Here is a 24046-nt window from a genome sequence, read left to right as displayed (position 1 = left end):
TCTCTTTATTGTGCTATGAAAACATTATTAACATTGATATTGCTTACTAACATTTCTAATGCAATTGCATTTAGCAATATGCAAGAAGCCATTGCCTATCACAAAGAACAATGTGATAACGCAAAAAAAGTAAATGATGATAAAAAACAACAGTTAGAATGCGGAAAGTTTAAAACACTCTCCGCAGCTTACAGTCTTATGTTGACGAATGATTACACTTCTGCGCAATCTCAAACATCGCTATAGCATTCTCTTGTATTGCTTCTTTCGAGGTTAAAGTGAAAAAATCACTCACTTCTTCTGAATTAAATATACTTGGAAAGAAAAATAGAAACATTGGTTTTAAAACTCTTTTATCTTTTGCCATCATGGATAGCCAGCACTGATCTTCATTTTTAATCACATCTGAGCGCACGTTATGTCTAACCAAAAGCCCTTGGCACTGTGCATAATAATCAACTAACGCACTAATGCTTAATTCGTATTTTTCTTTACCATATTTTTGAATGAGCGCATTGGCATTCATCTGGCTATCTTCAGACTCAGGCTGAATAAGTGATTGTATTAACCTGCTGTCTTTGGAATATTTATCTAAAAAACACGCATAGGTTTTGGCAAATTGCTCTTCCCCGCTTTCATTTATTTTATTTGCAAATGCCATAGGATTAAGACACCAAAGACCTATGAACAAAATACTTATTTTCTTTAACATAACAATCCTCACTCTATCTTAAAATCAATTTGATTAAAAACCTGCGCCTGAATCTCAGACGTCACATCCTCGACACCCGCAACCACCGCCCCACTGACTAACACAATCGCATGATGTTTTTTACCATACGCCTGATTGACGCGGGTTAATGCATCGGCAAAATCACGTGATAAATCCTTTTGTTGATGCTCAGTTAAGTTTAATTTGCTACTTTCTTTGGCAAAGGTTTTGATCATGCTGGACACATCAACACTCACCATCTTTATCGGTGGCGGTGTTGTCAGCTTGATAAATGTTACACTCAACATAATCGATAACATCAGCAACAAAACTACTTGTAATCCCCGATAGATCAGGTCAAACATACGTTACCCCTCTTTTTTTTATTTTACTTTTTTTACTTTTTTTGCTTTTTTACTTTTATTGACGCAACACGGCGCGGCTGTCATAAGACCATCCCAATCCACAGGATCAATCAATAGCCTGAATCTTAAGCGCAGCATTCGCTTGATGTTGACGATAATCCATTAACGCTTGGGCTTCCTCACCATAGTAATCCCACATCACCTGCTCCACAGCCTCGCCTATGCTATAGCCTTGCTTACGATACGCTTTAATCGCTGCCATATCTTCTGGTTTGGTTGAGGTTAACACCTTGGAATACGGATCAAGATAGAAATGATGGATTGACGTGGCATTGCCATTTTTAAGCAAAAATGTCGAAAACATCGCTTCCGAGGATTTCTTAAAGCGCTTAATCTGTTCAATATCAGCGGTATCGAACAATTCTTTTTCTTTGGCAAACGCCGCAAAACTATCTCCTTGACGCATAATCATTTTAAGCTCCGATTTGTTATAGATCACCTGCAATAACGGTGAATGAAAAAACTCTTCAACTTCCTGTGTGATCGTGATTAACGTTGCCCCTTTCTTGCGATAGGTGGCAGCGCCCTCCTCAATCTTTTGGCGCAAAGCGTCTGAATTAAGATTCTTAAGGATTGCCCCAACTTCTTCAATCACAAATCCTTTAGGACGTGCGCTTTCCGATAAGATAATCCGATGATCAATATCAATCGTTAATGCCATCGTCACAGGGTTTTTTAAATGCGCGGGCACTCCCTCTGTTTCGATACAGATAAAATTCGCTTTCGGATCAAGCATAGAGGGTTTATTAAATACCTCAGGTGATGACCCTTGGCTAGTATATTTGTATAAATAATCAATCCAGTCAGCTTTTCTGCGATCAAAGGGTAACCCTTTCTCCTGTTCAGCGTGTAATTCGGATGCAATCTCTGCGACCACATCATCAACTAAGGTGTTCGTTTGCTTTTTGGCATAGGCACGTGTCACACAACCATTTAAAAAGTTTTTCTCAAAGTCAGTCACGATCTCATTCGGTCGCCCAATCATCGCGTACAATTCGGTAATCATCGATAACGAGTTTAAGAAGATTGCTTCAATCGAGATATCAGGATCATTAACTAAATCAGGATCACGCTGCATCGCTTCATAGTCCAAATGCGAAAAAGGGTTTAAATGTAAACTCGCCGCATGAATCATCTGCCCACCAATCGCCCGACACATATCCCGATAAGAACCGCCTTTATCTAAGGCAAAAACCAACCCATTATTTGACAACAAGTCTAAAATAATCGATTGCCCCAAGACCGATTTACCCGATCCCATTGATCCCGCAATCACAATATTGTAAGAGTCCGTGCCCATAATAAAGGGACTAAAATACGCAATCTGATTGGTACGTGTCGGCGTTAACAACCCGTACGATAAGCCTCGATAAGGACTTGACTTACTCTGATCATAAGCGCCTTTATAATCACCAATCATCGGTGCCATATTGGCAATGTTCGATGATTTGGCACGATGTCTGGTTGCCGATACTTTACGATCATCAGAAAGACGTGTATACATAAAGGGTAAACACGATAAAAATACCTGATTCTGCATCCTGATCGGATGAAAAAGTTCTAACCCATCACGAAATAGATTCATCGCGCGCGATACATCTGCCCGCCAGTTTTGATAATTGGTGTACAAAATCAAATCGACTGAGAAATTACACAACCGATAAATATCCCCGGCCAACCCGCGTTGTGCTTCCATATTCTCTTCCAATTCATCCTCTAAAAAAGGCATAAAGCGCCCCAGCCCTGATTGTTTTGCCCGATTTAAACTGGTAATCTTACCATTAACCTCTTTTTCAGAGGTGGCTTTACTCTCAATCTGGAAATTCAGTGACCACATAAAAGGACAAGCAAGCGCAGCACCCATCGCTTTAAAAGACGATAAATATTTCGGTAAATGCCAATGATAAATTTCACTGGGTAATTTCTTCAAGGTCAAACAAACCACACGTGTTTTTATCGGTTGATTGATGTCATGCGTTGTTGCATCATGAAAAGTAATATCGATAAAACGTGGATTGGACGCATTGATTTGCGTGGTGCGATCATAGACTTGCTGGCTTAATTCTTCATACGGATTATAGTTAATCCGTGGCAGGGTCGTTTCAGTCGTGTTGTGATTGACCATCCCCTCAACATAGGCAATCAAATCCTCAGCATCCATATCACGAAAGCTGGTACCAATCGCTGATAAATCATTCTCAGTTTCTTCTTTGACTTCCAGTAGCTTTTTTAAGTTATCTTCAACCGTATTCACAAAAAAATACGAACGATAGTTTTTTAAGTCAAATCGCGCCCCTTTACCAAATCCATGATTAAAGCCATCAGTTAACGCTTTATTCGCCATATCTGCTTGATACTGTGCCAGCTTCTCATACATCCCACCATTTTTAGCATGTATCTCACGATTGGTTTCAATCATTTCAGAGACTTTACGATCAGCCGTTAGCACAAACTGATACGCCCACTTTTTACCTGTTGGTAATTTCTTGCAAATCATTTCATTTAAACTTTCTGCAACCGAAGGAGAGCTGCCTGATAAAGGCGATATTTCGTGCGCAAAACCAAACCCAACTTTATTGCCCATATTGCCTTTGAGTTTATCCATAAGATCGCCTTGATGCTCATTGATAAAAATCTTATGCTCTCTATCAAAATAACGGTAAGGTAATTCATGGTGAAACATCGGCATGTTAGGCGATTGCTGTTGCATCATCTGTTTGATCACATCTTTATTTTTATTGTTGTTATCTCTTTTATTTACTTTATTTGATTTATTTGATTTAGAAGTAATTGATGACAGAAACCCCATGATTACACCTCACTATCATCGGTTTGAATTTGCGACACCGGATAATCAATCCAGTGTGATTTTTTCAGTACCGTATACACGATACTGGCTTCATGATAATTTCCTGCACTATCCTGATAAGGGAAAATCGTCACTTGCTGAATCTTATCGCCAAAACGCACAGGTTGCCCAATATTAGGAATTGCGTTGCTATAACCACTTAACGCGCTCTGACTAGGTGCTGAGAACCTACTTCCTGCCGCATTAACAGACCCACCGTGGTTAAGTGATGATGTATTGATCTGATTTGTTTGATTTGTTTGATTTATTTGATCAGGCAACTGACCTTGGTTGCTCATCTGATACACCTGATCCAATGAAGCACAACCGTGAATACCACCTACTTTGGTACAATCAAAATCATTACTCATCACCGCACAACCTGATAACAATACGCTCGATAATCCTAGCAGTATCAGTGCACTTGTTTTCAATTTTCTAAACATTGTTGTGACCATGTTAGTATGCCCCTAATTTATCTTGCATCGTTTTATTAAAGCGTTGGTTATAGGACAAGCTAGGCGCTCCCCCTGTTAACATCGAATGACCGTGCGACTGACTATAAGGTTTCGGCACATTCTGCATCAGCGGATTTGTCGGTGCCTGAAGCATTTGCTGCAAAGGTTGTCCATTTTGCCCATTTTGCTTTTGCTCACGTGCGCTATTGACCGCTGCCTCATAACGCTGCATCATTTTCTCATCTTCAATCGGGAAGCCCTTTAAAAAAACAATATCAACAATTGATCCCGCATTTAACTGAATAATCGGGGAATACTGCTCAGCTAATTTCAGGTAATAATCAGCAACCTTAGCTAATGCCGTCTGACCACCTTGCCCTAAGCCCGCTTGCAGCACTTTACTCGGATCAATACTCTGTGTAGCACCCAACGGTGAGACACTGGTGGTAGTTGATGACTGATTGATTGCCCCACCAACGCCTGATAAGAATCCTGATAGACCCGACATTTGAATAATCTTGCCATTTTTAAGCACAGGGATCCCACGGATACCATTCTTTCCACCCACATCAAAGGCTGTTCCCTCAACAGGGATATCCAAAATACTGCCGTCTTTACGTACCAACGAAATATTATCCAAACGCACAATGCCACGTTCAGATGAAATCCGACCATAAACCGAAGCCGTAATAAATGCGCCCTTAAGCTGAGAATGCTTGCCATTAGGTAAGATACAATTGTTATCTACCTTAAAAATAATCGGGGAGCTATCCCCTTGTGAATCAACGCCAGCATTCGCATCAGCACCACCTAATAAAGTCGCCCGACAAAACGTCCCTGTTGGCACAAAGTTCTTCCACGTGCGTTTGTAGTGATTGTCTGCCGCGGCTTGGGCTTTGTTTGCACGTTCAGCCTCAATAAACGGATTGTTAAAGTGCTGCATCACTGGAATCTCTCCTGCGGTCACCGAAGGGTAATAAGGTTGTGGTAAACCTAACGCTTGCGCATTTTTTTGATTGTTTTGATTGTTTTGATTGTTTTGATTGTTTTGATTGTTTTGATTCTTTTGTTCACTCTCTTTACTTGATTGACTGTGTGTACCATCTAGTCGCTGTCCTTTCGGTTGAGATGGGGTGTTGGTAAGCTCCGAGCTTATATGGGATGGTGCCACTGTCTGATAGTCTGCCACCTTTTTAAGGGCATCGTTTAATTGCGCTTGCAACTCAATCCTTTGCTTATCCCATTGCGCTTGCTGTTTTATCTGTGATTGACCCAACTCGTCACTTTTGATTGAGATGATACGTAATTGCTTTTGTAATTCATCAATAGTCGCCTGCTGAGCAGATAAGGCAGAGGTGTTATCCTCTTCGGTAAAGGTGCGATCTTTTACTTTAATAAAGTGATCTTTTGCTTTAGCCTTACTCACCTGATGAGCGCGCTCTGGTGTTGAAAACAAAAAAGAATACGCCGCATAAAATACGAATCCAACAACAATGCTCACAACCACCAGAATAATCACCTTTCGGCGATCTTGGTTGGGGTTGTCTGCCGAATCGACTGCATCAATATCGTCACCGTAACTGCCGCTATCATCGTGCTTAGATTGTATCGTCTGACGGCTCTCTTGCTTTTCTTCGTTTTCTTCCTTTCCTTTATTTGATCGTTTTATTTTTTGTGTTTCTTGTGTTTTTTGTAATAGTCTTAACTGTTTTAATTTACTTAGCATGGCTTACCTCATAGATTACTGGCGCACTTTTCCTTTTTTCGCTTTTTTCGCTTTTGAATAGTTAGACGTTTAACACACTGGTGTTATGGATTATCTTGCTCTGATTGAATCACGCCATAAAAATACCCAACCTCACCTTGCTTTAGTACCTTATGTGACAAGGCACCTGCGACCATGCTGCGCTGATAAAACGCTTTAGTGCTTAAGTTGGCTGGTGTATTTGCCGTGTTCTTTACCGCATAAACAATCCCCTGAAATATGCCACCACTAAAAATCTGTACAGGTTGAATCAGTAAGCCTTGTTGATCGGGTTCAACCTTTTGCTTGTTTTTATTGTTTTTATCCTTTTGATCATTAGGAAGATCAACCACGCTCCAACCATCGGTTAGCGGCTCACCATCACGATAATTAATCATCATGGTAATAATCTGTACTAACATTTCCTGATAAGGCGTTTTCTTCTCAAATTCACGCGCTTTAACACTGCTACCACCTGAAATACTAAACTCAACGGTTTTCCCGACTGCACGCTCTGGCATCCCAATCACCGTAAAATGCCGCCCGGATTCGGTCGATAAGAAAATACTAAACCCAGAAGAATAGCGTGCTGCTTCTCCTAACGTTAAATACACACTACCTGAAGGGTCGTAACTCACCCCACAAAAACCCTGTAAACAATTGGCATTGTTGATTTTGTCATTCTCTACAAACAAACGATTGGGGTCACTATTGGATAACTGCACTACCACCGTTTGATTGTTTTTAAGGGGGATAACCATTGCATCGGTTTTATCGATGATATTTGCATACATAATACTAATGCCACTTACCGTCACCAATAAGCCTAATACAATCTTGTTAATCGCCATGAGACATCCTCTTTTTATAGCTTTATTTTTTTGTTGCCTTATCTTGATTACTCTCTAAACGATAATAATCAATGATAGATAGATGACCTTGGTTGTAATCAAAAGTTAAAAGATACGTTTGATCTTTACTGGATATCTGTCGATTACCGACATATTTATCCAAGCGCCCCGTGATTTTGACCGATAAGTCATGCGGATTAATTAATTGTTCTCGTGGGTAAAACGCTGAGGTAATCCGTCCACGCTGTACCGCCTTGATTTCCTCATCTAATTCAACTGACACTTGTCCATAGATGCTTGAATTAACATGCGTTAAAAAGGTTTTAAAATGATTGTCAATATTGCTTGGGGTGATGTTTAAACGCAAACTCACCAAAAACAACCCCATTTGCTGCAAGTAAGCCGCATCAGGCATGACATCTGAAATGGTCATCTGCTGGGTTAAAACAGGTGGCATCAATACCACTGATTTGTGTCCAATCGCACGATAGACTGCAATGCTCATCCCAACTAAAGCCACTGCCATTGCCAAAAGCACAATGGTTAAATAACGGTTCATTTTTTTAAAATGTGCTAATGAACCTTGATACTGTTGATATTCCATGCCTTATCCTCGTTATACCCAAGAAAATTATTGTTCAATATGTCTGTTGTTATGCGCTAATTAAAAAATAAAAAAGATGAGCGTAATCAAACAAACTAACTCAACCAATACTTATAGTCAGAGGGTGGCGTTTTCGGGAAAAAGTTGCGTGAAATGGTCGCGCTCGTGTACCAATAAATCCCTACCATTAAAAAGGAAGCGCCATATTTGCTTTTGAGATATTTAATGGTAAACACCCACGTGCCTGCAAAAATAAGTGAGCTTAATAACCACGATAAAAACAAGCCCACCAAAATAGCTGTAAATGCAGGAATAAACTCATCCATCGTACAGCCTAAAATACGCCGTGGTTGATTCAGAAATTTAGATACGCGATAAAAATCGCCTTGTTCTGAGCGATCCATCCTCAATACCTCTTGTTAAGATCAGTTAAAATAAACCAGCGTTATAAACGGCTAAAGCACCCCACACCGAACCAATAATACCAATACCTAACACAATATGCTTTTGCACAAACATGACAATCAAGCCAGAAACTAATGCCCCTACAGCAAACATCTTCTGAATCCAGGAAGCAGGACCTGTCACCGTATCAATTTGTACTATAATTTCCTTATTACCAGCATAACTGAATCCAGTCATCAGCATCATCACCACCATGACAAAACACAGTGCTACCAACCATAATTTACTCTGTTCAATAAAGTGCTGAGAAAACACACGCCATTGGCTGTTTTTTGTTCCTGCCTCTGCTTTTGTTTTTACGTCTATTTCGGTTGTAAGATTAAAAATTTGATGATTCATAATGGTTTATCCTCTTTGTTTGATTTTTTAATTTTGGTTTATTTTTTTCTACCTAATTCATTACCTTTAATGTCTGAATGAATAATCGATGCTTCTGATTAAAATTGTATTTGCATCTTCATATCCCCTCTTTTTTCACTCATTGATTCACTTAACGACTTAAAACGTGCCGAATGATCTGCACGATACACATAATTTTGTACATGATTGACTTTCTCCTGATAGGCTTTAACCGTTGGCACTTCAACTTGTTTATAAATCGGTAACGGCTTGGTTTGACTGGCACAGCCTGTCATCAACATTAAAAAAACTAAAACCATAATCGCTATTGCAATACCAATAAACGATGAGATCCACCGCCAACGTAAGTTGCTATCGCCTAATATCGAATGCTTTTTAGAATACATAACTCACCCCGATACTGATGCGATCGATTGATGGTGAAGCCTGACGCGACTGATAAGCTCGATCACTAGCAACACCAAAGTAATGCAAGTAGCTTGCATTCAACGCAACCTGATTTGTGATTGACCACGCCATTTGCGCCCCAACAATCGGTTCAAATCGACCAAAGTAGCCTATGGCTGGATTGTTTTCAACCCAACCGTAGACGTACCCAGCCCCCACCGATATTCCCACTAAAAATGTGTTACTAACCGCAAAATGATATTGTCCAAGCAGGTAAAGATCATACAATGACACGTTGACCTGTCTGTTTAACGTCCCAAATTGTGCAAAACTCGATTTGGCATTGGCATTTAAGCCAATTTGATACCCCAATAGATTCTTTTGATTCAAATAAAATGCCTGTCCGCCAAACACACCAAAACCATAATGACCGCTACTTTTGCTTGAATGAGCTAATGATGCCTGTGGTATTGAGTAATTAAAGGTGCCACCTAAAAACGATTTATCATTTTTACCATGAGGATCATCACCATAATAATCTTGATGATCGTTTGCTTGATAATAACTGCTTAAATCATTAATTGGCTCCAGCCGATAGCTTGCCGCATACAACGGATGAATCGTTACACTGCCAAAAGCAAAAAGCGAGATCACTGCTACCCTATGCATAGCACGACAAAAGCCAATAGGTTTAAATATTCTCATGATGATTCCTTAGATTGAATGAATATTGAATTAACTAAAAACTAAAAAAATAAAATATATTTAAAAATAAAGAAAATAAGCGCAGTAAATACTGTACCTTAGCTGCTACTTATCCTTGCGATTATATTGATTTTTCTTTTTTACCCATACGCCAATACATGAGGATATCACCACGACAACCAGTACAACAAACGCAATAAAATAGCTTTTATCACTTGCGCTAGGGGTCACATAAAATAAAACAGATACAATCAACACAAGCTTAAAAAACAGAAAAATCGGTACCGATGCTTTATTTTCGTACTTGCGGTAGGTTTTCCAACCTTTTTTCACTTTATCTAATGATTTGGACATAATTACCTCACTTTATTACCTCACTGTAGAGTGTTTAAATTTTTAGAGTATAGCCTTACTCAAACAGCTGTTGAGCTGCTTTAAACTCAATTTCAATTTTTTCTGCTTCTTCACTTTCAGTAACGTCTTCACCGTCCATAATTATTGACCTCTTGATTTAAAACAAAAACCCCACATTAAGAACAGCTACCGCTATCAAATGGTTTTTTGTAAAAAACAATAACTGTGCTTAATTGAATGGCTTTAATGACCTTATTGACTTGATTAACTTCCCTAATATTATAATTTTACAAACACAAATAGCTTAAAGTGCCTGATTGTTGTCAGCCCCCACTAAATACGATTTATAAGGACAATTAGTTAAGGATATTTGTGTTTGCTAAAAGTTGTTTAGAATTATCAATTTATTGCTAGCTGCCTACATGCCTGACGATAAGCTTGTCGATTTGACATCCCCTTAGTCCTCTTATAGGCAAGTGCTAAGCTGCGCACTGTTTCGTCATGAATAGCAAGCTTAATCTTTTTACCTATATTTTTGCCTTTGTTGCAAATTTGTCTGGCTTTATCATAAGCGCTTTGTCTTGTGATGTTGGGATTGGTATTCATTAGCTCTTTTGCTTTGCAATTGATCTTATCACTATTATATTCTTCACTTGCTCCAGTATAGGTTTTATGTGACTGAATTAACTTGAGTTTTGATTTATTGAATTTTAAAATCATCCTGTCTCTCTCCTTTTCATTAAATACACTAATGAACACTGAGCCTATATAATCAATGCACATTGATATATTTAATGATAAAAAAATCCCCCACTCCATTTGGGCAACTTGCTAGATGAGCCTCGACTTTAGTCACGCGTTTAACGCTTTAGGCTGATTTGACGGTACTTGTTACTTTCCCAACATCATATCACAGCGGTTGTTCTATTTTTTGCATTATTGTTAGTGCTAATAATTGCAAGCTCACTTTTACCTGACCGCTATAGAGTGATCAGGTTGACGGTGTGATAAACCGACCAGTTCAAAACTGGATATAAACTTATTTGCTCTGTTTAAAATCACCGCTTAACTTTCTTGGATCAGCCAGCGTATAACCCTTGCTAATCAAATACTTGCCAACAATCTCACTGATAGCATCCGTAATCGTTGTATCGTGATCCAGGCAATATTGACGCAATGGTCGATGTACCTTTGCACGAAGCTGGATGTTTTTTGTTAGCACAAAACACTCCTTTATTCTCGTTGTTAAACAGGTTCATTTGACTGAAATAAAGAAAAGCGAATCGGATAGACCTATTTACGAATAAGCAAATCTCGTCTAATATTGACCTGCTGATCTTTGATCAGTTCTTTCTTAGGGCTTCACTCTCTAGTCGCCAAACTTTCGGTGAAGTCCTTCTTGTAAATTTTTAGTCATTTAATTAAATCTTAACTTTAACAATGCTGGCTAAACGATATGCTTTTCAATTACTGCCTAGATAACATAAGTCTTTTTCCGCTAAAATTTTATCAGCAAAGTTGAAACCCATCTTCTAAGTTTAAACATCAATAGTTAAACAAATTATAAAATAACATTAATTTATTGTATTAACAATTAATTTGTATGTAAACAACTTTTTTGCATAATTCTTTTTAATTTGTTTTTAAACACATTTTTTGCTATTTTATAGCTCATGATAAAATATAGATATTCAAATAATGTCTGCACAAAAAGAACCTGAAATAAAACCTCTTGAAGTCAACACTCTCACCAAAAAGTTTGCCGTCATTTTAAAAAGACTCATTATCGAAAGAGGTATTACTATCAGCGAATTAGCTGATGCAACAGGTATTTTACCAAATACTCTGCATCAACTTACCATGGCTAGAGGTATTCCCAAAGTTCAAACGTTAATTCCATTAGCCAGATTTTTTCATGTTTCTATTGAAGAAATTATAGGAGAAGAAAAATTAAACTACCAAGTTTTCCCATCTTTACGTGATACCTCAAGCAAAATTGACCTGAAATTAGAATGGCATAAAAAGTATTTTTTACAATGTGTCGAAGTTTATGACAAAATAGTTAAAGAAAAAAATATTCCTTTTATAGATACCAAAACTTCTGTAAAAGCCATCAGCGAAATTTATGAATTTTCTCTCTCAAAAAAACTAAATTCACCTGATCAGGTTTTTGCAGAATGGATTATTAAGCAATATTTCTAAATAGTATAAAAAAACCTGCTAAATAATCACTATTACTGTCCATCTGAGCTTTTTTCCTTTAAATACAAAGTAATTTTATAATAACCCGAATGCTGCTTTCCAAAAAGCTTATCATGCTTGCGTTTATACGCTAACGCGCCATGAATATCATATCTATCTAATTTGTTGATAACCATGCTGATATATAAATCACTAATATCCTGTACTGCTTTATAGGTGAAATATTTATTTGATAATCTTTCTGCGTACAGATAATAAGACTCTGCTTCAACATAATTGCCTAAGCTTCTCAGTATATCGCCTTTTAGCTTAATTGCCTGTATCACAATAATAGGGTTAATTTTAGCATTCGATATATCATCACCTTGAATATGTGGTAATACTTTGTCTATATAAATATTGGCTTCAGTAAACTCACCCAGTGCAAAAAGACAATCTGCTTTAGCAAAATACAGCTTATTCAGAAAATAATTATGCTCTCCATAAAATGAGATAATATCGTGTTCCATTTCAGTTAATTTCGTTAAACTCTCGTTTAGCGATTCTTTTGCCTTAATCATCATACGATATTTATCAAGTAATAAAGGAATGGCAAACACATTCCCTTTTTGATATACCATGTTATTACTGTCATTAGAAGATGCCGACTCGGTAGCTGTTTTTTCAATATCTGCCGCTTTTTTAAAATCTCCCTGATGGTAATAACCTATTGATTTTGAAGCCATTAAAATGGTTAAAAAAGCTATATTTGCTGACTTATCTTTAGCAATAATATCTTCACCTTTAGCAACATAGATTAATGCTTTATTATAATCACCCTGATATGCATACACCTGAGACAGTCTTGTTGCCAACATTAATTTTTCTCTATTAATCGACTGCGAATGAATTTGTTCAATTAAATACTCAGCTTCTTTTGCTTGCTGTGTTGAAAGCTTATAATCTGCTAACATCCAGTCTGTATAGGTACTCTGCATTAATAAAAATCTTGCCTTAACCAAACTATCTACCTTACTTTTCTGATCTTCAAGTTTCGCTATTAACTGAGTTATTTCATTTATCACCTTATTTGCTGCTTGCTTATCTCGCTGATTAGTCAGTACAAATTCCAATTGTTTAGTCTTTAATCGAATTAACTCATTATTAACAAAGCCAAACCGTTGCGCATGCTGATACAATTTCTCAATGTGCTTAATAAAACTTCGCTGCTTCGCTATAAACACATTTAGATAGAAAATATCTTCTGAAAGTAATGAATTAATACTAGCAATAATCTTAGGCAATAAATACTTTAACTCATTCTCATCAAAGTAAAAATTAAACGCTCTATGAAGCTCATCATGACATCTAAAAGATGCTTTACTATCAGAATACTCAATTAAACCATATGCCATCAAAATATGTATTGCCTCGCTATATTTTACCTTATCAATAGATAAATAGTTCAGAAGTAAATCTTCAGGAATGCTTTTATTATCAACCAGTGTCATCAATTTTAATATCTCGATCGCCAAAGGATAATCTTGACTTATTTTTTCTAATGAAATGTTAACGGTTGTCTGTAATGTCATCCCATACCGATCAACATAGTTTTTACCAAGACGTGAAACGACATCTCCCTCTATTTTCTTAATATCACCAACACAACTCTTATATAATCCTATATAATCTTTCACCGTGATGGGCAACGTTTCTATGTAGGCAAAAGCAGACGCTATTGACAAAGGATAATCACTAAGTAATTCCGCCAACATCTGATGACTGATTAGATCATCCCTATTCTCTGGATTAGAAAATTGCTTTAAATACTCCAACGATTCCTTTCGAGTAAATTGCTTAATATTCATTTTATGATCACCTAAAATTACGGTTCCGTCACGATTGGTCAAAATTAGCTTAACTTGAGCCATTTTAGCAATCTGTGCAACAAATTTTTCTAATACAATTAAATTTTTATCATAATCATCTAAAATAATCAGCCAATGATATTGAGATGATTGAATAACTTCCTGAAGATGTTTTAGATCAACCTCAATTTGCTTGCTGAGGATGATCTTATTTTCAACAGAAGCAGATTCATTCCATTTTTCTATCATCAACTGAATCTGTTTCGTCAAATCTTCGTTTGATTTAATCCACCACACAATCTCATAATCATTGTGATATCTATAAGTATACTGCTTTGCAATTTGTGTTTTACCAATACCACCAGAGCCATACAGTGTGATTATGTTGTGCTTTAATAAATAAGTGTGCATATTTGTTAAATAATCATCTCTACCAACAAACAGATTGTTAGCCATCGGGACATTTACCATTAAAGCAATATCCGCAAAACAAATCGAAAAAGTTTTAAATATTAAAAATAGCACTATTGGTACTTTTTGCAGCATCTTCATAATTCTTCCTTATCAAACATAGCTACAACATTATATTCTTTGGTCGTTTGATTCAAAGGTAACTTTATCAGTATCTGCTTTCCCTGATACTTTGATACTTCTGTAACAATTTCAATATAATGCTTTTCTATAAAGCAAATGATCTGTTGATTAGTGAGTTTAAAGTAATGAAAATAATCTGATTGCGTCACTTCTTTGCCACTAAATCGGTTTTCTTCAGCAAAAACATAACAATTATCAGAATAAACACAATGAATATAATTATCATTTTCCACATCAAGCTTAATACTAATTTCACCCTTTTTCTGTATATTAGAAATTGCTTCTCCTATAAAATGCAACAGCAAAGTTTGCAATGCAAAAATATTAAATTGATGTTGGTAGACCGCTTCATCAATAGAAGTAACAACGTTTAAATTCAAAGAACGTATCTCTTGATCAAAAGCGTTAACCAATGAATCAATCCTATATCGGTCAATAAAATCACAATAATTGGCACCATGGTGATACTGCAATAATTGACAATACAATCCTTTTTCATCCGCAAACGCTTTGACAACTCGTTGATGCTTTTTGTGTTGACGCATTAATTGACGTTTATGTCTTCTAATTATCAGCACCACAATACTACTGCCGATAAAGAAATAAACATACTTTGCGATATTAAATTGCGAAAATATTGGTTTATCAGGCACTAATACCCACGTTGTTTTATTTAAAAATTGGATTGTAAAAACTTTCTTATCATAATGCCTTTCTACCGCATAGTGGTCTTCAAACAATAATACATCCTCAGACAATAACGCTGAAAGGTAATTTTCTAATGCGTTGAAACTAACTTCAATACAGACTCTGCCATTAATAGTATTATCTAAGTAAATTAGAGGTTTGCAGTAACTAAAAAGGTTATTAACCTTGCTTTTATTGCGATAATTAGCAATTCCAAGTTGATTAATAAACATTGAATCATTTCCGTCATACCAGACAATATTGACCCATTCAGCACTTATTTTTTCTAAAGTCGCGTAATACTTTCTGATGGTTTGTAATATCACTTCCTCAGAAGGATTTTTCTGCTTTTTATTCTGTACAATCGCTTCGGTCAATTGATCAATTAGATGAACATAACCACTTTGAAGATACTGTAAATTTTCATCTATTGTAGCTTGTTGTTGGAAAAATTCATATTTTTTATCCTTATACAAGGATGACAGGTCTATGTAAAGTGCAATGGCTAAAAAAATAGTACAGAAATACAGCACCAATTTGTTATCAGTCATATATTTTTTATTGCAAAAAAAGGCACTATCTTTCAATATAAGTCACTACTTTACGCATCATTCAACCGATTTTTAGTGTCGATTTTCATACATACTAAATTCTCTAACCGCAAAACTACAAAACTATCCTTTGAAAATCAAGCTTACATTACACATTCAGCCATTTTGTTGTTTATTTATTTGCTTTAGCTGTGTCTGGTTAATCATTTTAAGTTTGCTTAATATCTCTATTTATTTTTTCAAATCTCGCAAATACTCTTCGCGGGTTATTCTATACAAAATATGTTTTGATAGCGGGCTATTTTTATCCCACAACGTATGATTGAAGTATTCTTGATAAAACTTCATACCTATTTTCTGCATTACCCTTATTGATCCTGTGTTTATAACTGGCGAATAAGAAACAATCTCATCGATACATAATTCGATCAATCCATAATTTAGGACACCCTTAGCTGCTTCGGTAGCATACCCTTCGTTCCAATATTGTTTATCAAGCCTCCAACCGACCTCATAACATGGCGTAAAAAAAGATTTAAAATTATGATATGTAATCCCAACAGAACCAATAAAAGTATTGTTTGATTTAGATACACAAGCATATACCGCTAAGTCATTATTTTCATACTTTTTTATCACATTTTTAACAAAGTTTAATGTATCCTCAAATGTGTATATCTTCGGAAAAAATCTCATAACTTCTTCGCATGAGTTTATTTCCGACATTCGTTGAACATCTGATAATGCAAAGCGCCTTTTGTTTCTAACTCTTTAATCATGGCTCTAAGTTAAAGTTTACTTGATATAATGGCTTACCATATAAATTGCCAACTTCATCTATTTGATAAATAGATATTGCTTTTGCTATGAATGATAGTGATTGTGGTTGAATAATTTCATTTAGGTTCCTCAGTAAACTTGGATCATTCTTACCGTACACAACTGTAATATGAGGATTATTATTATATGGCAAATTAAAATCTCTCCATGCTCCACCAACATGCATCTCTTTTAAATCTGCAACTCCAGCTTCAATATCGTCAAGTGTTTGCTTCATTGGTGCATCTGGTTGAACTTTATTCGTCATATAGGTTGTTAATCTGTCAAAAAAATATTTGCCATCAGATACATTGAGAAATGTATTTCCACCGCCACCTTTAGTGAAGCTGTTTTGCATCGTAACTACATATGGAAACGTATGTTCAGCAATTGATTTAACTGCTTTTTGTAACTGAATAAATTTATCGCCTTTGTACACCCCTTGAACTATAGTAATATGAGGAGTTGTTGTTGGACGAAATTTAGGGTTTTGGTATGCTAAGTCATTAGCTTTATGTAATATTTTAATTAAGCTTTGGTTGGAGACAATAACAACAACACCATACTCATTTTGATATACATTACGTTTGCTTTGTTTATTATCGATTCCTTTTATTTTTAATTTAGGGTGATATACACCATCTTCCTTACTTAATCGTATTATTTGATCTGCTTGAGTTTTTTGCGACAAATCATAGGCTAAAATAATTGTTGGTAAAATTAAAGTATAGATAGTGATGATTTTTATTATTCTCATTCTACTTAGACCTTTTCATTGAAGGTTTGACGTTGTTTATTTTTGGCTATTGACTCTTTTGGCGATAAAAACAAGGTTGCATTTAACACTTCAATATTTTTATATTCATTATCGTACTTATTTGAAATCAATATATCATTATTAAAAATGTATACTGATGTTTGCCCTGAGTTTATTACTGCTAAATATCCGTTATCTTTTAGATACTTAACACACTTAGCTAAATATGGTCTTGTCTTTTTTAAAGCAGTTTCTAAGACAGAGCTTAAGGCAACAACTACATTATCGTCATTACTATATTTTGATAGAAATAGGAATATTCTCGCCGCTGTAGGTTTTTCTTCAATTAATCTTTCAATACCACCTACTTTATCGAAAGAAAAGTAAATTCCCTTTTTCATATATACACGCTTATCAAATATTCAAGATACAGAGTGTAATAAAGAAAAAATCAATCTATCTTAGATAGATTGATCTATTATATTATTTATCCATTAGATAGATTGCAAAACGCTGAATATAAAACAATCTAACTTAAAAGCTTAATTAATTAGCTTTAGCTATTATTTGCTGTACACCTTATTATATAAGGAGATTATAGAGGTTTGATTATATTTATAAAAGTAACTAAATGGTAAGATAAACTAAAAGAATGGTGAGATAAACTAAAAGAATGGTGAGATAAACTAAAAGAATGGTGAGATAAACTAAAAGAATGGTGAGATAAACTAAAAGAATGGTGAGATAAACTAAAAGAATGGTGAGATAAACTAAAAGAATGGTGAGATAAACTAAAAGAATGGTGAGATAAACTAAAAGAATGGTGAGATAAACTAAAAGAATGGTGAGATAAACTAAAAATAAAATATATATATTTACATTTAGTTAAATAAAAATTATAGTTAAGAGTATGAGAAATTATAGTTAAGAGTAGTTGTGGATTTATAAATTTATGAGAATGATGATTAATAATCAGGAAATTGATCTAGATAAAATGCAGGCTTACATCCCATCTTTACTATCTGAGATAAGAGGTCATAGTACATGGAATGTCAATCAAATAAAGGTGTTTGTATATATACTATCACACTATTATCGAGAGAAAATAAAGATAACATCAAAAGAATTGACTAATGAAGATATTGAGAGTGTTGATCTTGGGCATTTATCTAGGAATCTTAAGCTCTCTAAAGATGACATTATTTCGTTAACTGGAATCACAAAAGCACATTTTGCTAGAGATATTAGAAAAATAACCGAGGGATTAAAATCTTCCATAGCAACTTTACCGAATCTTGATGATATTTTAAATAAAAAATCATATATACAGCGAAGTTGGTTTGAAGAATTTAAATATAATGATACTGTTGGATGTATAGAAGTTGAGATAGACAAAAAAGTTTTTCCTTACTTATTAGTTTTTTGTCATTACACACGAATTAAAATATCAGATGTACTTAAGTTTAAAAATAATTATACTTTTGATACATACATCATTCTAAAGTTGAGGCTTAATCAATACAAAAAAAAAGATGAATTAAAATTAGCGGTTGAGGATTATAAAACTAGAGTTGGTCTACATAATGTCTACAGTACAAATTATTCAATGTTTAAAAAAGCTGTGCTACATAAAATAATAGGTGAAATAAATGAGACTGATATATATGTTAACTTAGAGGAGATTAAAACAGGAAGAAAAGTTACTACAATTGTATTTGAGTTTGGTGAAAAATCTATTTTTAGTGAAAAACTAGAATCATTATATACTGATAAAGTAGATAAAAATTCAATAGTATCAGAAAAAGCAATTATAAAACTTGATGGTCAAACACTAATTGTATCAGCGCAACTTCATGCCTACGGTATACCTAAAAAGAAAGTTTTAGAGTATATTTCTAACTATGGTGTGGACGCTTGTAAGTTAGGAATTGAAAAGCTATTAGGCGAAATACAAAAAGGCAGAGAAATCAATAATATTAGTGGTTACCTTGTTTCTTGTATTGAAAATGCAAGCAATAATTCTGGTTCTCAAGAAATAAAAGCAACAATGGATGCAGTAGAGGAATCAACACAAGCTCGAAAAGCTCAAAAAATGGAAAGGTTTAATAGTTTTGATTCATATATAAATAAAAATGAACAGCAAATACTTGTTTTACTATCAAGACATGAAGTTAAAGAAAAAATTACTGATGAACTAGAGATTGATATGCTTAGATGCTTGAAAGATGTTGTAGCTCAGTATGAAGATTTAGAAAGTATGTCGCCATATTACTTAACACTTAGATTTAAGGGCGATATTTTAAACTACAGTAAGATTAAGTCTTTTGTTGATGAACTAGAAGTTGCTAGCAAGGAAGAAAGGATTGCAAAGCTTAAAGCAGAGTTAGAAGCGAAAAAATCAGAATTGATGGAAGCGAGCGAGCAAACTAAAGGACTGGTAGAAAAAGAAATCATGATGCTTAGAGTGGCTATTGCGGATTTGGTTTAGTAAAAAGTTACGCGCGTAACTTTATATTTAAATAGTTGACTAGTAATTATAAAGATAATATAATATTTTTGTGTTTCATTAATGGAGTATTAATTATGTCTAAAGTTATAGCTGTTATTTCAGGAAAAGGTGGAGCAGGGAAAACAGCAACAAGTGTAAACTTAGCGTGGTCGCTAGCTAAAGATTTTAACTATAAAGTTGTAATTGTAGATATTGATAAAGATAAGCCTGATGCATTAGGTTGGAAAGAGCAGGGTATGGCTACTGGAATATCTAACTTTGATGTTGATACATTATTGTGTGAAGACTCTCCAAAAGAAATGATTAATCAGTTAAGAAATGAGTATGATTTTATTATTATTGATACGCCACCAAATTTTCAAGGAGAAGCTTTTAAAGCAACTTTGGCAAGTGACTTTGTTATTATTCCATCTTCACCTAGTCTAAGTGACCAAAAAGCCTTAATTAAATCTATGGAAATTGCAGATGAATGCAGGAAACCTTATAGATTATTAGCAGTAAGAACACAAAAACGGCATAATTTATCTCAAGAATTAATAAGCTCGATTTCAGAGCTTAATGGATTTAAAACTAATATAACTTTAAAGTCTTGTGTTATGGAAGCACAATTTCATGGTTTATGGGTTGGAGAATACCAGCCAGATAGTGATTCACACAGAGAATTCAAAAGTTTGGCAAAAGAAGTTATAGAATATATAAATTAAAAGTTACGCGCGTAACTTTCTGGAGATTTTAATATGAGTAAAAAAAATAATGGATTTAGTTTAAAGTCCGAAACTGAAAATAAAGTTATAGTGGAAAGGTTAGCAGATGCTAAAAGCGCTATGGGCTATGCTGGTTCTGTTGAAGTTATTGAGACAAGTCAAATTGATAACTGGGAATATAGAGACAGAAAAGAATTTGAGCTAGGGAATATAGAAGAACTCGCCTACAGTATAAAAAATAATGGACAAGCTCAGCCAATAGTAATAACTAATCAAAATGATGTATTTAAAGCCCAATCTAACAAAGAAGCAAAATACGTTGTAATCGCTGGTTATCGTAGATGGCTTGCTTGTAAAAGCATAAATATAAAAGTTGAAGCTATTGTTAAAGAATTTTCATTCCGTGATGCAATTGCTTGTGTTGTAGATGAAAATAGAAAAGAAAGTGTATCTGACTATTCAAAAGGTATTTTCTATTCAAATATTTTAAATTCAGAAAAAATAACACAGGATGATTTAGCACACAAAGTAGGTTTAACACTCTCGTCTATTAAGAATTTTATATCCTTTTCAAGGATACCAAGTGATATAGTTAATGCTATTAATGATATGAGTAAAGTATCATCACGGACATCAATTGAAATTGTTTCGCTAGCAAACAAAGGCGACAAATACCACAAAGCATTAATAGCTATAGCTGATAAGATTAAATTTGGATATGGTGAAAAAAGAATTAAGCAAGAAGTCGATAAAATTTTAAATAAAAAAGAGAGTGTGGAAAATAAAGAAAAAACGATAAAAAGCAATGATAAAATTTTAGCTCGTATTTCAGGAAGAAGAATTAATTTAGACAACAATATTATAGCTAAAGATAACTATGATGTGTTTATAAATGATCTTGAAAAATTAATGATTCAATATTTTGGGTAAAGCAATGTCTGATAGATTAGAAACACTTAAAAAAAGTCAAAGAAAAATCAGGGAAGCTTTAAAAGAATCTGGAAAAGTTCAATTTTCCGATTGGCTGAATGGAGACACTTTAGAGAAAATTGGGGAGTTGAAGAAAGCTTTAAATTTTCGAAGAAAGGGTGAAGTGATAGATAAAATTGTATCCCATTACTATGAAGAGCATACAAACAAAAAATAGTTACGCGCGTAACTGAAATTATAATCCTTTCAAATTTCCCAAAAAGTATACCTTACGTAACTATTTACAAACCTTTATTTGACGTTTCTCAAAATGTAGTCCATAATTAAATGTATCAAAACTTTAAGGGGTTTGTTATGCAACCAAAGCAAATTCATTTGATTAACCAAAAACTTAATCATTTGCCAGCTAAATATTTTTCAGAAGTTGAAAACTTTATAGATTTTCTTCAACAAAAAGATACTAATCAAAAATTACGTAAAGACTTTTCTGCAATGTCTGAATCTAGTTTTAAAGGTGTATGGGATAATGACGAAGATGAAATCTATAACAATTTATAATGTTGGCGATGTTATATTGGTGCCATTTCCATTTACCAATCTACGAGCTTCTAAAAGGCGACCTGCGGTGGTTGTAAGCAAACAATCTTATCAGAATGAAAGGCGAGATATAATTTTAATGGCAATTACAAGTCAAATAAAAATGCCACTGGGCTATGGTGAGTGTGTGCTATGTCAATGGAAACAAGCTGGTTTACCCAAGCCATCAATGCTTAAACCTTTGATTGCTACGATAGAGCAAGATAATATCTTAAAAAAACTTGGAACCCTAACAAGTGTAGATATTGATAAGCTTAGCAATGTGATGTCGGATTTATTTGAAAGATTGGAATCTCAGGCATGACAGCAGATAAATTATTGGCATCACATAAAAGCCAGTTTATAGGTTACGCTCGAGTATCTTCAGCGGGGCAAAATTTAGATGTGCAGTTATCTAAGTTAAAGGCTTATGGGTGCGACAAAATATACAAAGAAAAACTGTCAGGATTAGATCAGAACAGACCAGAATTAGCAAAATGCTTAGACTATGTTAGAGAGTGTGACACTTTAGTCGTAACAAGATTGGATAGGGTGGCTCGTTCTGCATTGCATCTTGGTCAAATAGTCGAGTTATTGGAAGTAAAAGAAGTTAATTTTGTTGTCATTGATCAAAATATTGATACAAAAACACCTCAAGGCAAACTAATGTTCCAGATGCTCGCTTCATTTGCTGAGTTTGAGCAATCATTAAGGAAAGAAAGGCAAATGGATGGAATTAAGCAAGCAAAGAAAAATGGTGTAAAGTTTGGCAGACCATCAACGCTATCAATGGAAAAAGCAGCAGCAGTATTAGAAGATATAGGTACAGATTTAAGTGTCCAAGCTATTATGGATAAACATGATATATCTAGGCGTTCTTACTATTCAATAAAAACAGGAAAATACAAAGAAAAACTTTGCTAATTTGTATAAGTTTAGACTTGACCTGACAGTTGCCTATTTTTCAAACGCAGTTTTTGTCAGATATGTGTTAGGGCTCGCTTTTATAATCACTCGGACCCGCTTTTATCGCTCAAAGTGGGACCACATTAATTGACTAGTCTGAAAATGATAGTCTAAAATAAAAATCTAGAATAATTTAAAAGGTTTTAGGATTATGCCAACCATTGCCGAAATATTTGGTTATTATATAAGAATGTTTTTTGATGACCATAACCCACCACACATTCATGTCTACAAAAAGCATGATTGTGTTGCGATATTAGAAATAAGTACTGGCAATATTCTTCAAGGTAATCTTAAAGTTAAAGATAAGGCCTTATTGAAAGGCTGGGTACTAGATAATAAAAGTTATTTAATCGACACGTGGAATAACTATCAATTAGATTAGAGGTGCAATTATGCTTAGGATTGATTCAGCGGATTATATAAAAGACTATTTAATGTGGTTAGAGTTTGATAATGGTGTGAAAGGTGTTGCTGATTTTTCGCCCATAGTAAACAAGCCAAAATTCTCCTTTTTAAAGGAAGAGGATAATTTTATCAGATATGGTTTACTCGATACCGTATATTGGCGAGTTAGAGATAGTGAGCAACACGTTCAAGAAGAACTTGATTTAGCGCCTGAGTATATCTTAGAAAAATTAATGATTCTTAAAAACACTAATAACCATGAGCATTATAATTTTGGAGCTAAGTAAATGTCATTGATTGGTTATGCGCGAGTATCTACTAAAGAACAATCATTAGATATACAAATAGAAAAGCTCCAAGCTTATGGCTGTCAAAAAATATATCAAGAAAAAGTCAGTGGTGTTGATGTGTATAAGTTTAGACTTGACCTGACAGTTGCCTGTTTTTCAAACGCGGTTTTTGTCAGATATGGTTGAGCAATTCAACCTTCTCTTGCCAGTGCGTTTTCCCATCAGTAAAAGTTGCTATTGGTGTTCTGCCACAACACATTTTGCCTTGATGAGTCCTTTGATGATTATACTGA

30 protein-coding genes and 2 pseudogenes are annotated in these 24046 nt (G+C 34.7%); 12 read left to right on the top strand and 20 right to left on the bottom strand.

Going from position 1 to position 24046, the window contains the following annotated elements; all coding sequences use genetic code 11:
• The first annotated feature begins 15 nt into the window (after window positions 1-15).
• Window positions 16-246 (top strand): hypothetical protein, encoded by a 231-nt coding sequence (locus DNJ77_RS09940; RefSeq protein ID WP_157966625.1) that lies wholly within the window; start codon window positions 16-18, stop codon window positions 244-246.
• On the opposite strand, the gene DNJ77_RS06670 is transcribed toward DNJ77_RS09940, so the two are convergent.
• From DNJ77_RS06670 to DNJ77_RS06605, 14 genes are all read right to left on the bottom strand, one after another.
• The gene (locus DNJ77_RS06670; RefSeq protein WP_157966624.1) at window positions 197-712 is read right to left on the bottom strand and encodes a hypothetical protein; all 516 of its coding nucleotides are present in this window, start codon (window positions 710-712) and stop codon (window positions 197-199) included. The two genes, DNJ77_RS09940 and DNJ77_RS06670, sit on opposite strands and share 50 nt — an antisense overlap.
• A gap of 8 nt (window positions 713-720) precedes the next feature.
• Window positions 721-1077 carry a TrbI F-type domain-containing protein gene (locus DNJ77_RS06665; RefSeq protein ID WP_116964221.1) on the bottom strand — a complete coding sequence of 119 codons (357 nt, stop codon included), beginning with the start codon at window positions 1075-1077 and terminating at the stop codon, window positions 721-723.
• 106 nt (window positions 1078-1183) lie between these two features.
• On the bottom strand, window positions 1184-3946 hold the full coding sequence (locus DNJ77_RS06660) for a TraC family protein (protein WP_116964220.1): 2763 nt from the start codon (window positions 3944-3946) through the stop codon (window positions 1184-1186).
• Between the two features lie 2 nt (window positions 3947-3948).
• Window positions 3949-4443 carry a type IV conjugative transfer system lipoprotein TraV gene (traV, locus tag DNJ77_RS06655; protein ID WP_116964219.1) on the bottom strand — a complete coding sequence of 165 codons (495 nt, stop codon included), beginning with the start codon at window positions 4441-4443 and terminating at the stop codon, window positions 3949-3951.
• A gap of 1 nt (window position 4444) precedes the next feature.
• Entirely contained in the window at window positions 4445-6169 is a 1725-nt protein-coding gene (locus DNJ77_RS06650; RefSeq protein ID WP_116964218.1) for a TrbI/VirB10 family protein, read from the bottom strand.
• Between the two features lie 83 nt (window positions 6170-6252).
• Window positions 6253-7038, bottom strand: coding sequence for a type-F conjugative transfer system secretin TraK (gene traK, locus DNJ77_RS06645; RefSeq protein ID WP_116964217.1), 786 nt, complete (start codon window positions 7036-7038; stop codon window positions 6253-6255).
• Window positions 7039-7060: 22 nt separating this feature from the next.
• A complete protein-coding gene (gene traE / locus DNJ77_RS06640) occupies window positions 7061-7642 on the bottom strand; it encodes a type IV conjugative transfer system protein TraE (RefSeq protein ID WP_116964216.1) in 582 nt (193 codons plus the stop codon).
• Between the two features lie 95 nt (window positions 7643-7737).
• Window positions 7738-8046 (bottom strand): type IV conjugative transfer system protein TraL, encoded by a 309-nt coding sequence (traL, locus tag DNJ77_RS06635; protein ID WP_116964215.1) that lies wholly within the window; start codon window positions 8044-8046, stop codon window positions 7738-7740.
• Window positions 8047-8071: 25 nt separating this feature from the next.
• Window positions 8072-8446, bottom strand: a complete 375-nt coding sequence (locus DNJ77_RS06630; RefSeq protein ID WP_116964214.1) for a hypothetical protein — start codon at window positions 8444-8446, stop codon at window positions 8072-8074.
• Between the two features lie 98 nt (window positions 8447-8544).
• Window positions 8545-8853: a hypothetical protein gene (locus DNJ77_RS06625; RefSeq protein WP_116964213.1), complete on the bottom strand. Its 309-nt coding sequence runs from the start codon at window positions 8851-8853 to the stop codon at window positions 8545-8547.
• The gene (locus tag DNJ77_RS06620) at window positions 8843-9559 is read right to left on the bottom strand and encodes a porin family protein (RefSeq protein ID WP_116964212.1); all 717 of its coding nucleotides are present in this window, start codon (window positions 9557-9559) and stop codon (window positions 8843-8845) included. Before DNJ77_RS06620 ends, DNJ77_RS06625 begins: the two co-directional genes overlap by 11 nt.
• Before the next feature lie 105 nt (window positions 9560-9664).
• A complete protein-coding gene (locus tag DNJ77_RS06615) occupies window positions 9665-9913 on the bottom strand; it encodes a hypothetical protein (RefSeq protein WP_116964211.1) in 249 nt (82 codons plus the stop codon).
• A gap of 399 nt (window positions 9914-10312) precedes the next feature.
• Complete coding sequence (locus DNJ77_RS06610) at window positions 10313-10696, bottom strand: hypothetical protein (protein ID WP_275667773.1); 384 nt, start codon at window positions 10694-10696, stop codon at window positions 10313-10315.
• Window positions 10697-10952: 256 nt separating this feature from the next.
• Window positions 10953-11135 carry a hypothetical protein gene (locus DNJ77_RS06605; protein ID WP_116964209.1) on the bottom strand — a complete coding sequence of 61 codons (183 nt, stop codon included), beginning with the start codon at window positions 11133-11135 and terminating at the stop codon, window positions 10953-10955.
• Window positions 11136-11611: 476 nt separating this feature from the next.
• Between DNJ77_RS06605 and DNJ77_RS06600 the strand changes: the two genes are divergently transcribed.
• Complete coding sequence (locus DNJ77_RS06600; protein WP_116964208.1) at window positions 11612-12115, top strand: helix-turn-helix domain-containing protein; 504 nt, start codon at window positions 11612-11614, stop codon at window positions 12113-12115.
• A 32-nt stretch (window positions 12116-12147) separates the two neighbouring features.
• Here DNJ77_RS06600 and DNJ77_RS06595 read toward each other — a convergent pair whose 3' ends face one another.
• From DNJ77_RS06595 to DNJ77_RS06575, 5 genes and pseudogenes are all read right to left on the bottom strand, one after another.
• Window positions 12148-14514, bottom strand: coding sequence for an NB-ARC domain-containing protein (locus tag DNJ77_RS06595; RefSeq protein WP_116964207.1), 2367 nt, complete (start codon window positions 14512-14514; stop codon window positions 12148-12150).
• On the bottom strand, window positions 14511-15794 hold the full coding sequence (locus DNJ77_RS06590) for a hypothetical protein (RefSeq protein ID WP_116964206.1): 1284 nt from the start codon (window positions 15792-15794) through the stop codon (window positions 14511-14513). Before DNJ77_RS06590 ends, DNJ77_RS06595 begins: the two co-directional genes overlap by 4 nt.
• 231 nt (window positions 15795-16025) lie before the next feature.
• Window positions 16026-16538, bottom strand: a pseudogene (locus tag DNJ77_RS06585) (GNAT family N-acetyltransferase); the annotation flags it as partial.
• 31 nt (window positions 16539-16569) lie between these two features.
• Window positions 16570-17370, bottom strand: a complete 801-nt coding sequence (locus DNJ77_RS06580) for a hypothetical protein (RefSeq protein WP_116964204.1) — start codon at window positions 17368-17370, stop codon at window positions 16570-16572.
• A 5-nt stretch (window positions 17371-17375) separates the two neighbouring features.
• Window positions 17376-17771 (bottom strand): hypothetical protein, encoded by a 396-nt coding sequence (locus DNJ77_RS06575; protein WP_116964203.1) that lies wholly within the window; start codon window positions 17769-17771, stop codon window positions 17376-17378.
• Window positions 17772-18322: 551 nt separating this feature from the next.
• Here DNJ77_RS06575 and DNJ77_RS06570 point away from each other — a divergent pair.
• The 10 genes from DNJ77_RS06570 (at window position 18323) to DNJ77_RS10185 (ending at window position 23939) form a co-directional block, all read left to right on the top strand.
• Entirely contained in the window at window positions 18323-19858 is a 1536-nt protein-coding gene (locus DNJ77_RS06570) for a replication initiation protein (RefSeq protein WP_116964202.1), read from the top strand.
• Between the two features lie 95 nt (window positions 19859-19953).
• The gene (locus tag DNJ77_RS06565) at window positions 19954-20583 is read left to right on the top strand and encodes a ParA family protein (protein ID WP_116964201.1); all 630 of its coding nucleotides are present in this window, start codon (window positions 19954-19956) and stop codon (window positions 20581-20583) included.
• Between the two features lie 33 nt (window positions 20584-20616).
• Window positions 20617-21513, top strand: coding sequence for a ParB/RepB/Spo0J family partition protein (locus DNJ77_RS06560; RefSeq protein WP_116964200.1), 897 nt, complete (start codon window positions 20617-20619; stop codon window positions 21511-21513).
• 4 nt (window positions 21514-21517) lie between these two features.
• A complete protein-coding gene (locus DNJ77_RS06555; RefSeq protein WP_116964199.1) occupies window positions 21518-21730 on the top strand; it encodes a hypothetical protein in 213 nt (70 codons plus the stop codon).
• A 137-nt stretch (window positions 21731-21867) separates the two neighbouring features.
• Window positions 21868-22071, top strand: coding sequence for a DUF2281 domain-containing protein (locus DNJ77_RS06550; protein WP_116964198.1), 204 nt, complete (start codon window positions 21868-21870; stop codon window positions 22069-22071).
• Entirely contained in the window at window positions 22040-22414 is a 375-nt protein-coding gene (locus DNJ77_RS06545; RefSeq protein ID WP_204723372.1) for a type II toxin-antitoxin system PemK/MazF family toxin, read from the top strand. Before DNJ77_RS06550 ends, DNJ77_RS06545 begins: the two co-directional genes overlap by 32 nt.
• Window positions 22411-23013 carry a recombinase family protein gene (locus DNJ77_RS06540; RefSeq protein ID WP_116964196.1) on the top strand — a complete coding sequence of 201 codons (603 nt, stop codon included), beginning with the start codon at window positions 22411-22413 and terminating at the stop codon, window positions 23011-23013. The genes DNJ77_RS06545 and DNJ77_RS06540 overlap by 4 nt, the downstream gene beginning before the upstream one ends.
• Before the next feature lie 193 nt (window positions 23014-23206).
• Complete coding sequence (locus DNJ77_RS06535; RefSeq protein WP_116964195.1) at window positions 23207-23440, top strand: DUF4160 domain-containing protein; 234 nt, start codon at window positions 23207-23209, stop codon at window positions 23438-23440.
• A gap of 10 nt (window positions 23441-23450) precedes the next feature.
• Complete coding sequence (locus DNJ77_RS06530) at window positions 23451-23750, top strand: DUF2442 domain-containing protein (protein WP_116964194.1); 300 nt, start codon at window positions 23451-23453, stop codon at window positions 23748-23750.
• Window positions 23751-23939, top strand: coding sequence for a recombinase family protein (locus DNJ77_RS10185; protein ID WP_116964193.1), 189 nt, complete (start codon window positions 23751-23753; stop codon window positions 23937-23939).
• On the opposite strand, the pseudogene DNJ77_RS10000 reads toward DNJ77_RS10185, so the two are convergent.
• Window positions 23926-24046 (bottom strand): annotated as a pseudogene (locus tag DNJ77_RS10000) (IS481 family transposase); the annotation flags it as partial. The gene DNJ77_RS10185 and the pseudogene DNJ77_RS10000 sit on opposite strands and share 14 nt — an antisense overlap.

Source organism: Fastidiosibacter lacustris, from assembly GCF_003428155.1.
In the GTDB taxonomy this organism is placed as follows: Bacteria; Pseudomonadota; Gammaproteobacteria; order Francisellales; family Francisellaceae; genus Caedibacter; species Caedibacter lacustris.
Note: the sequence above shows the minus strand (reverse complement) of the source record. Positions and strands in the feature narration are given on the sequence as shown.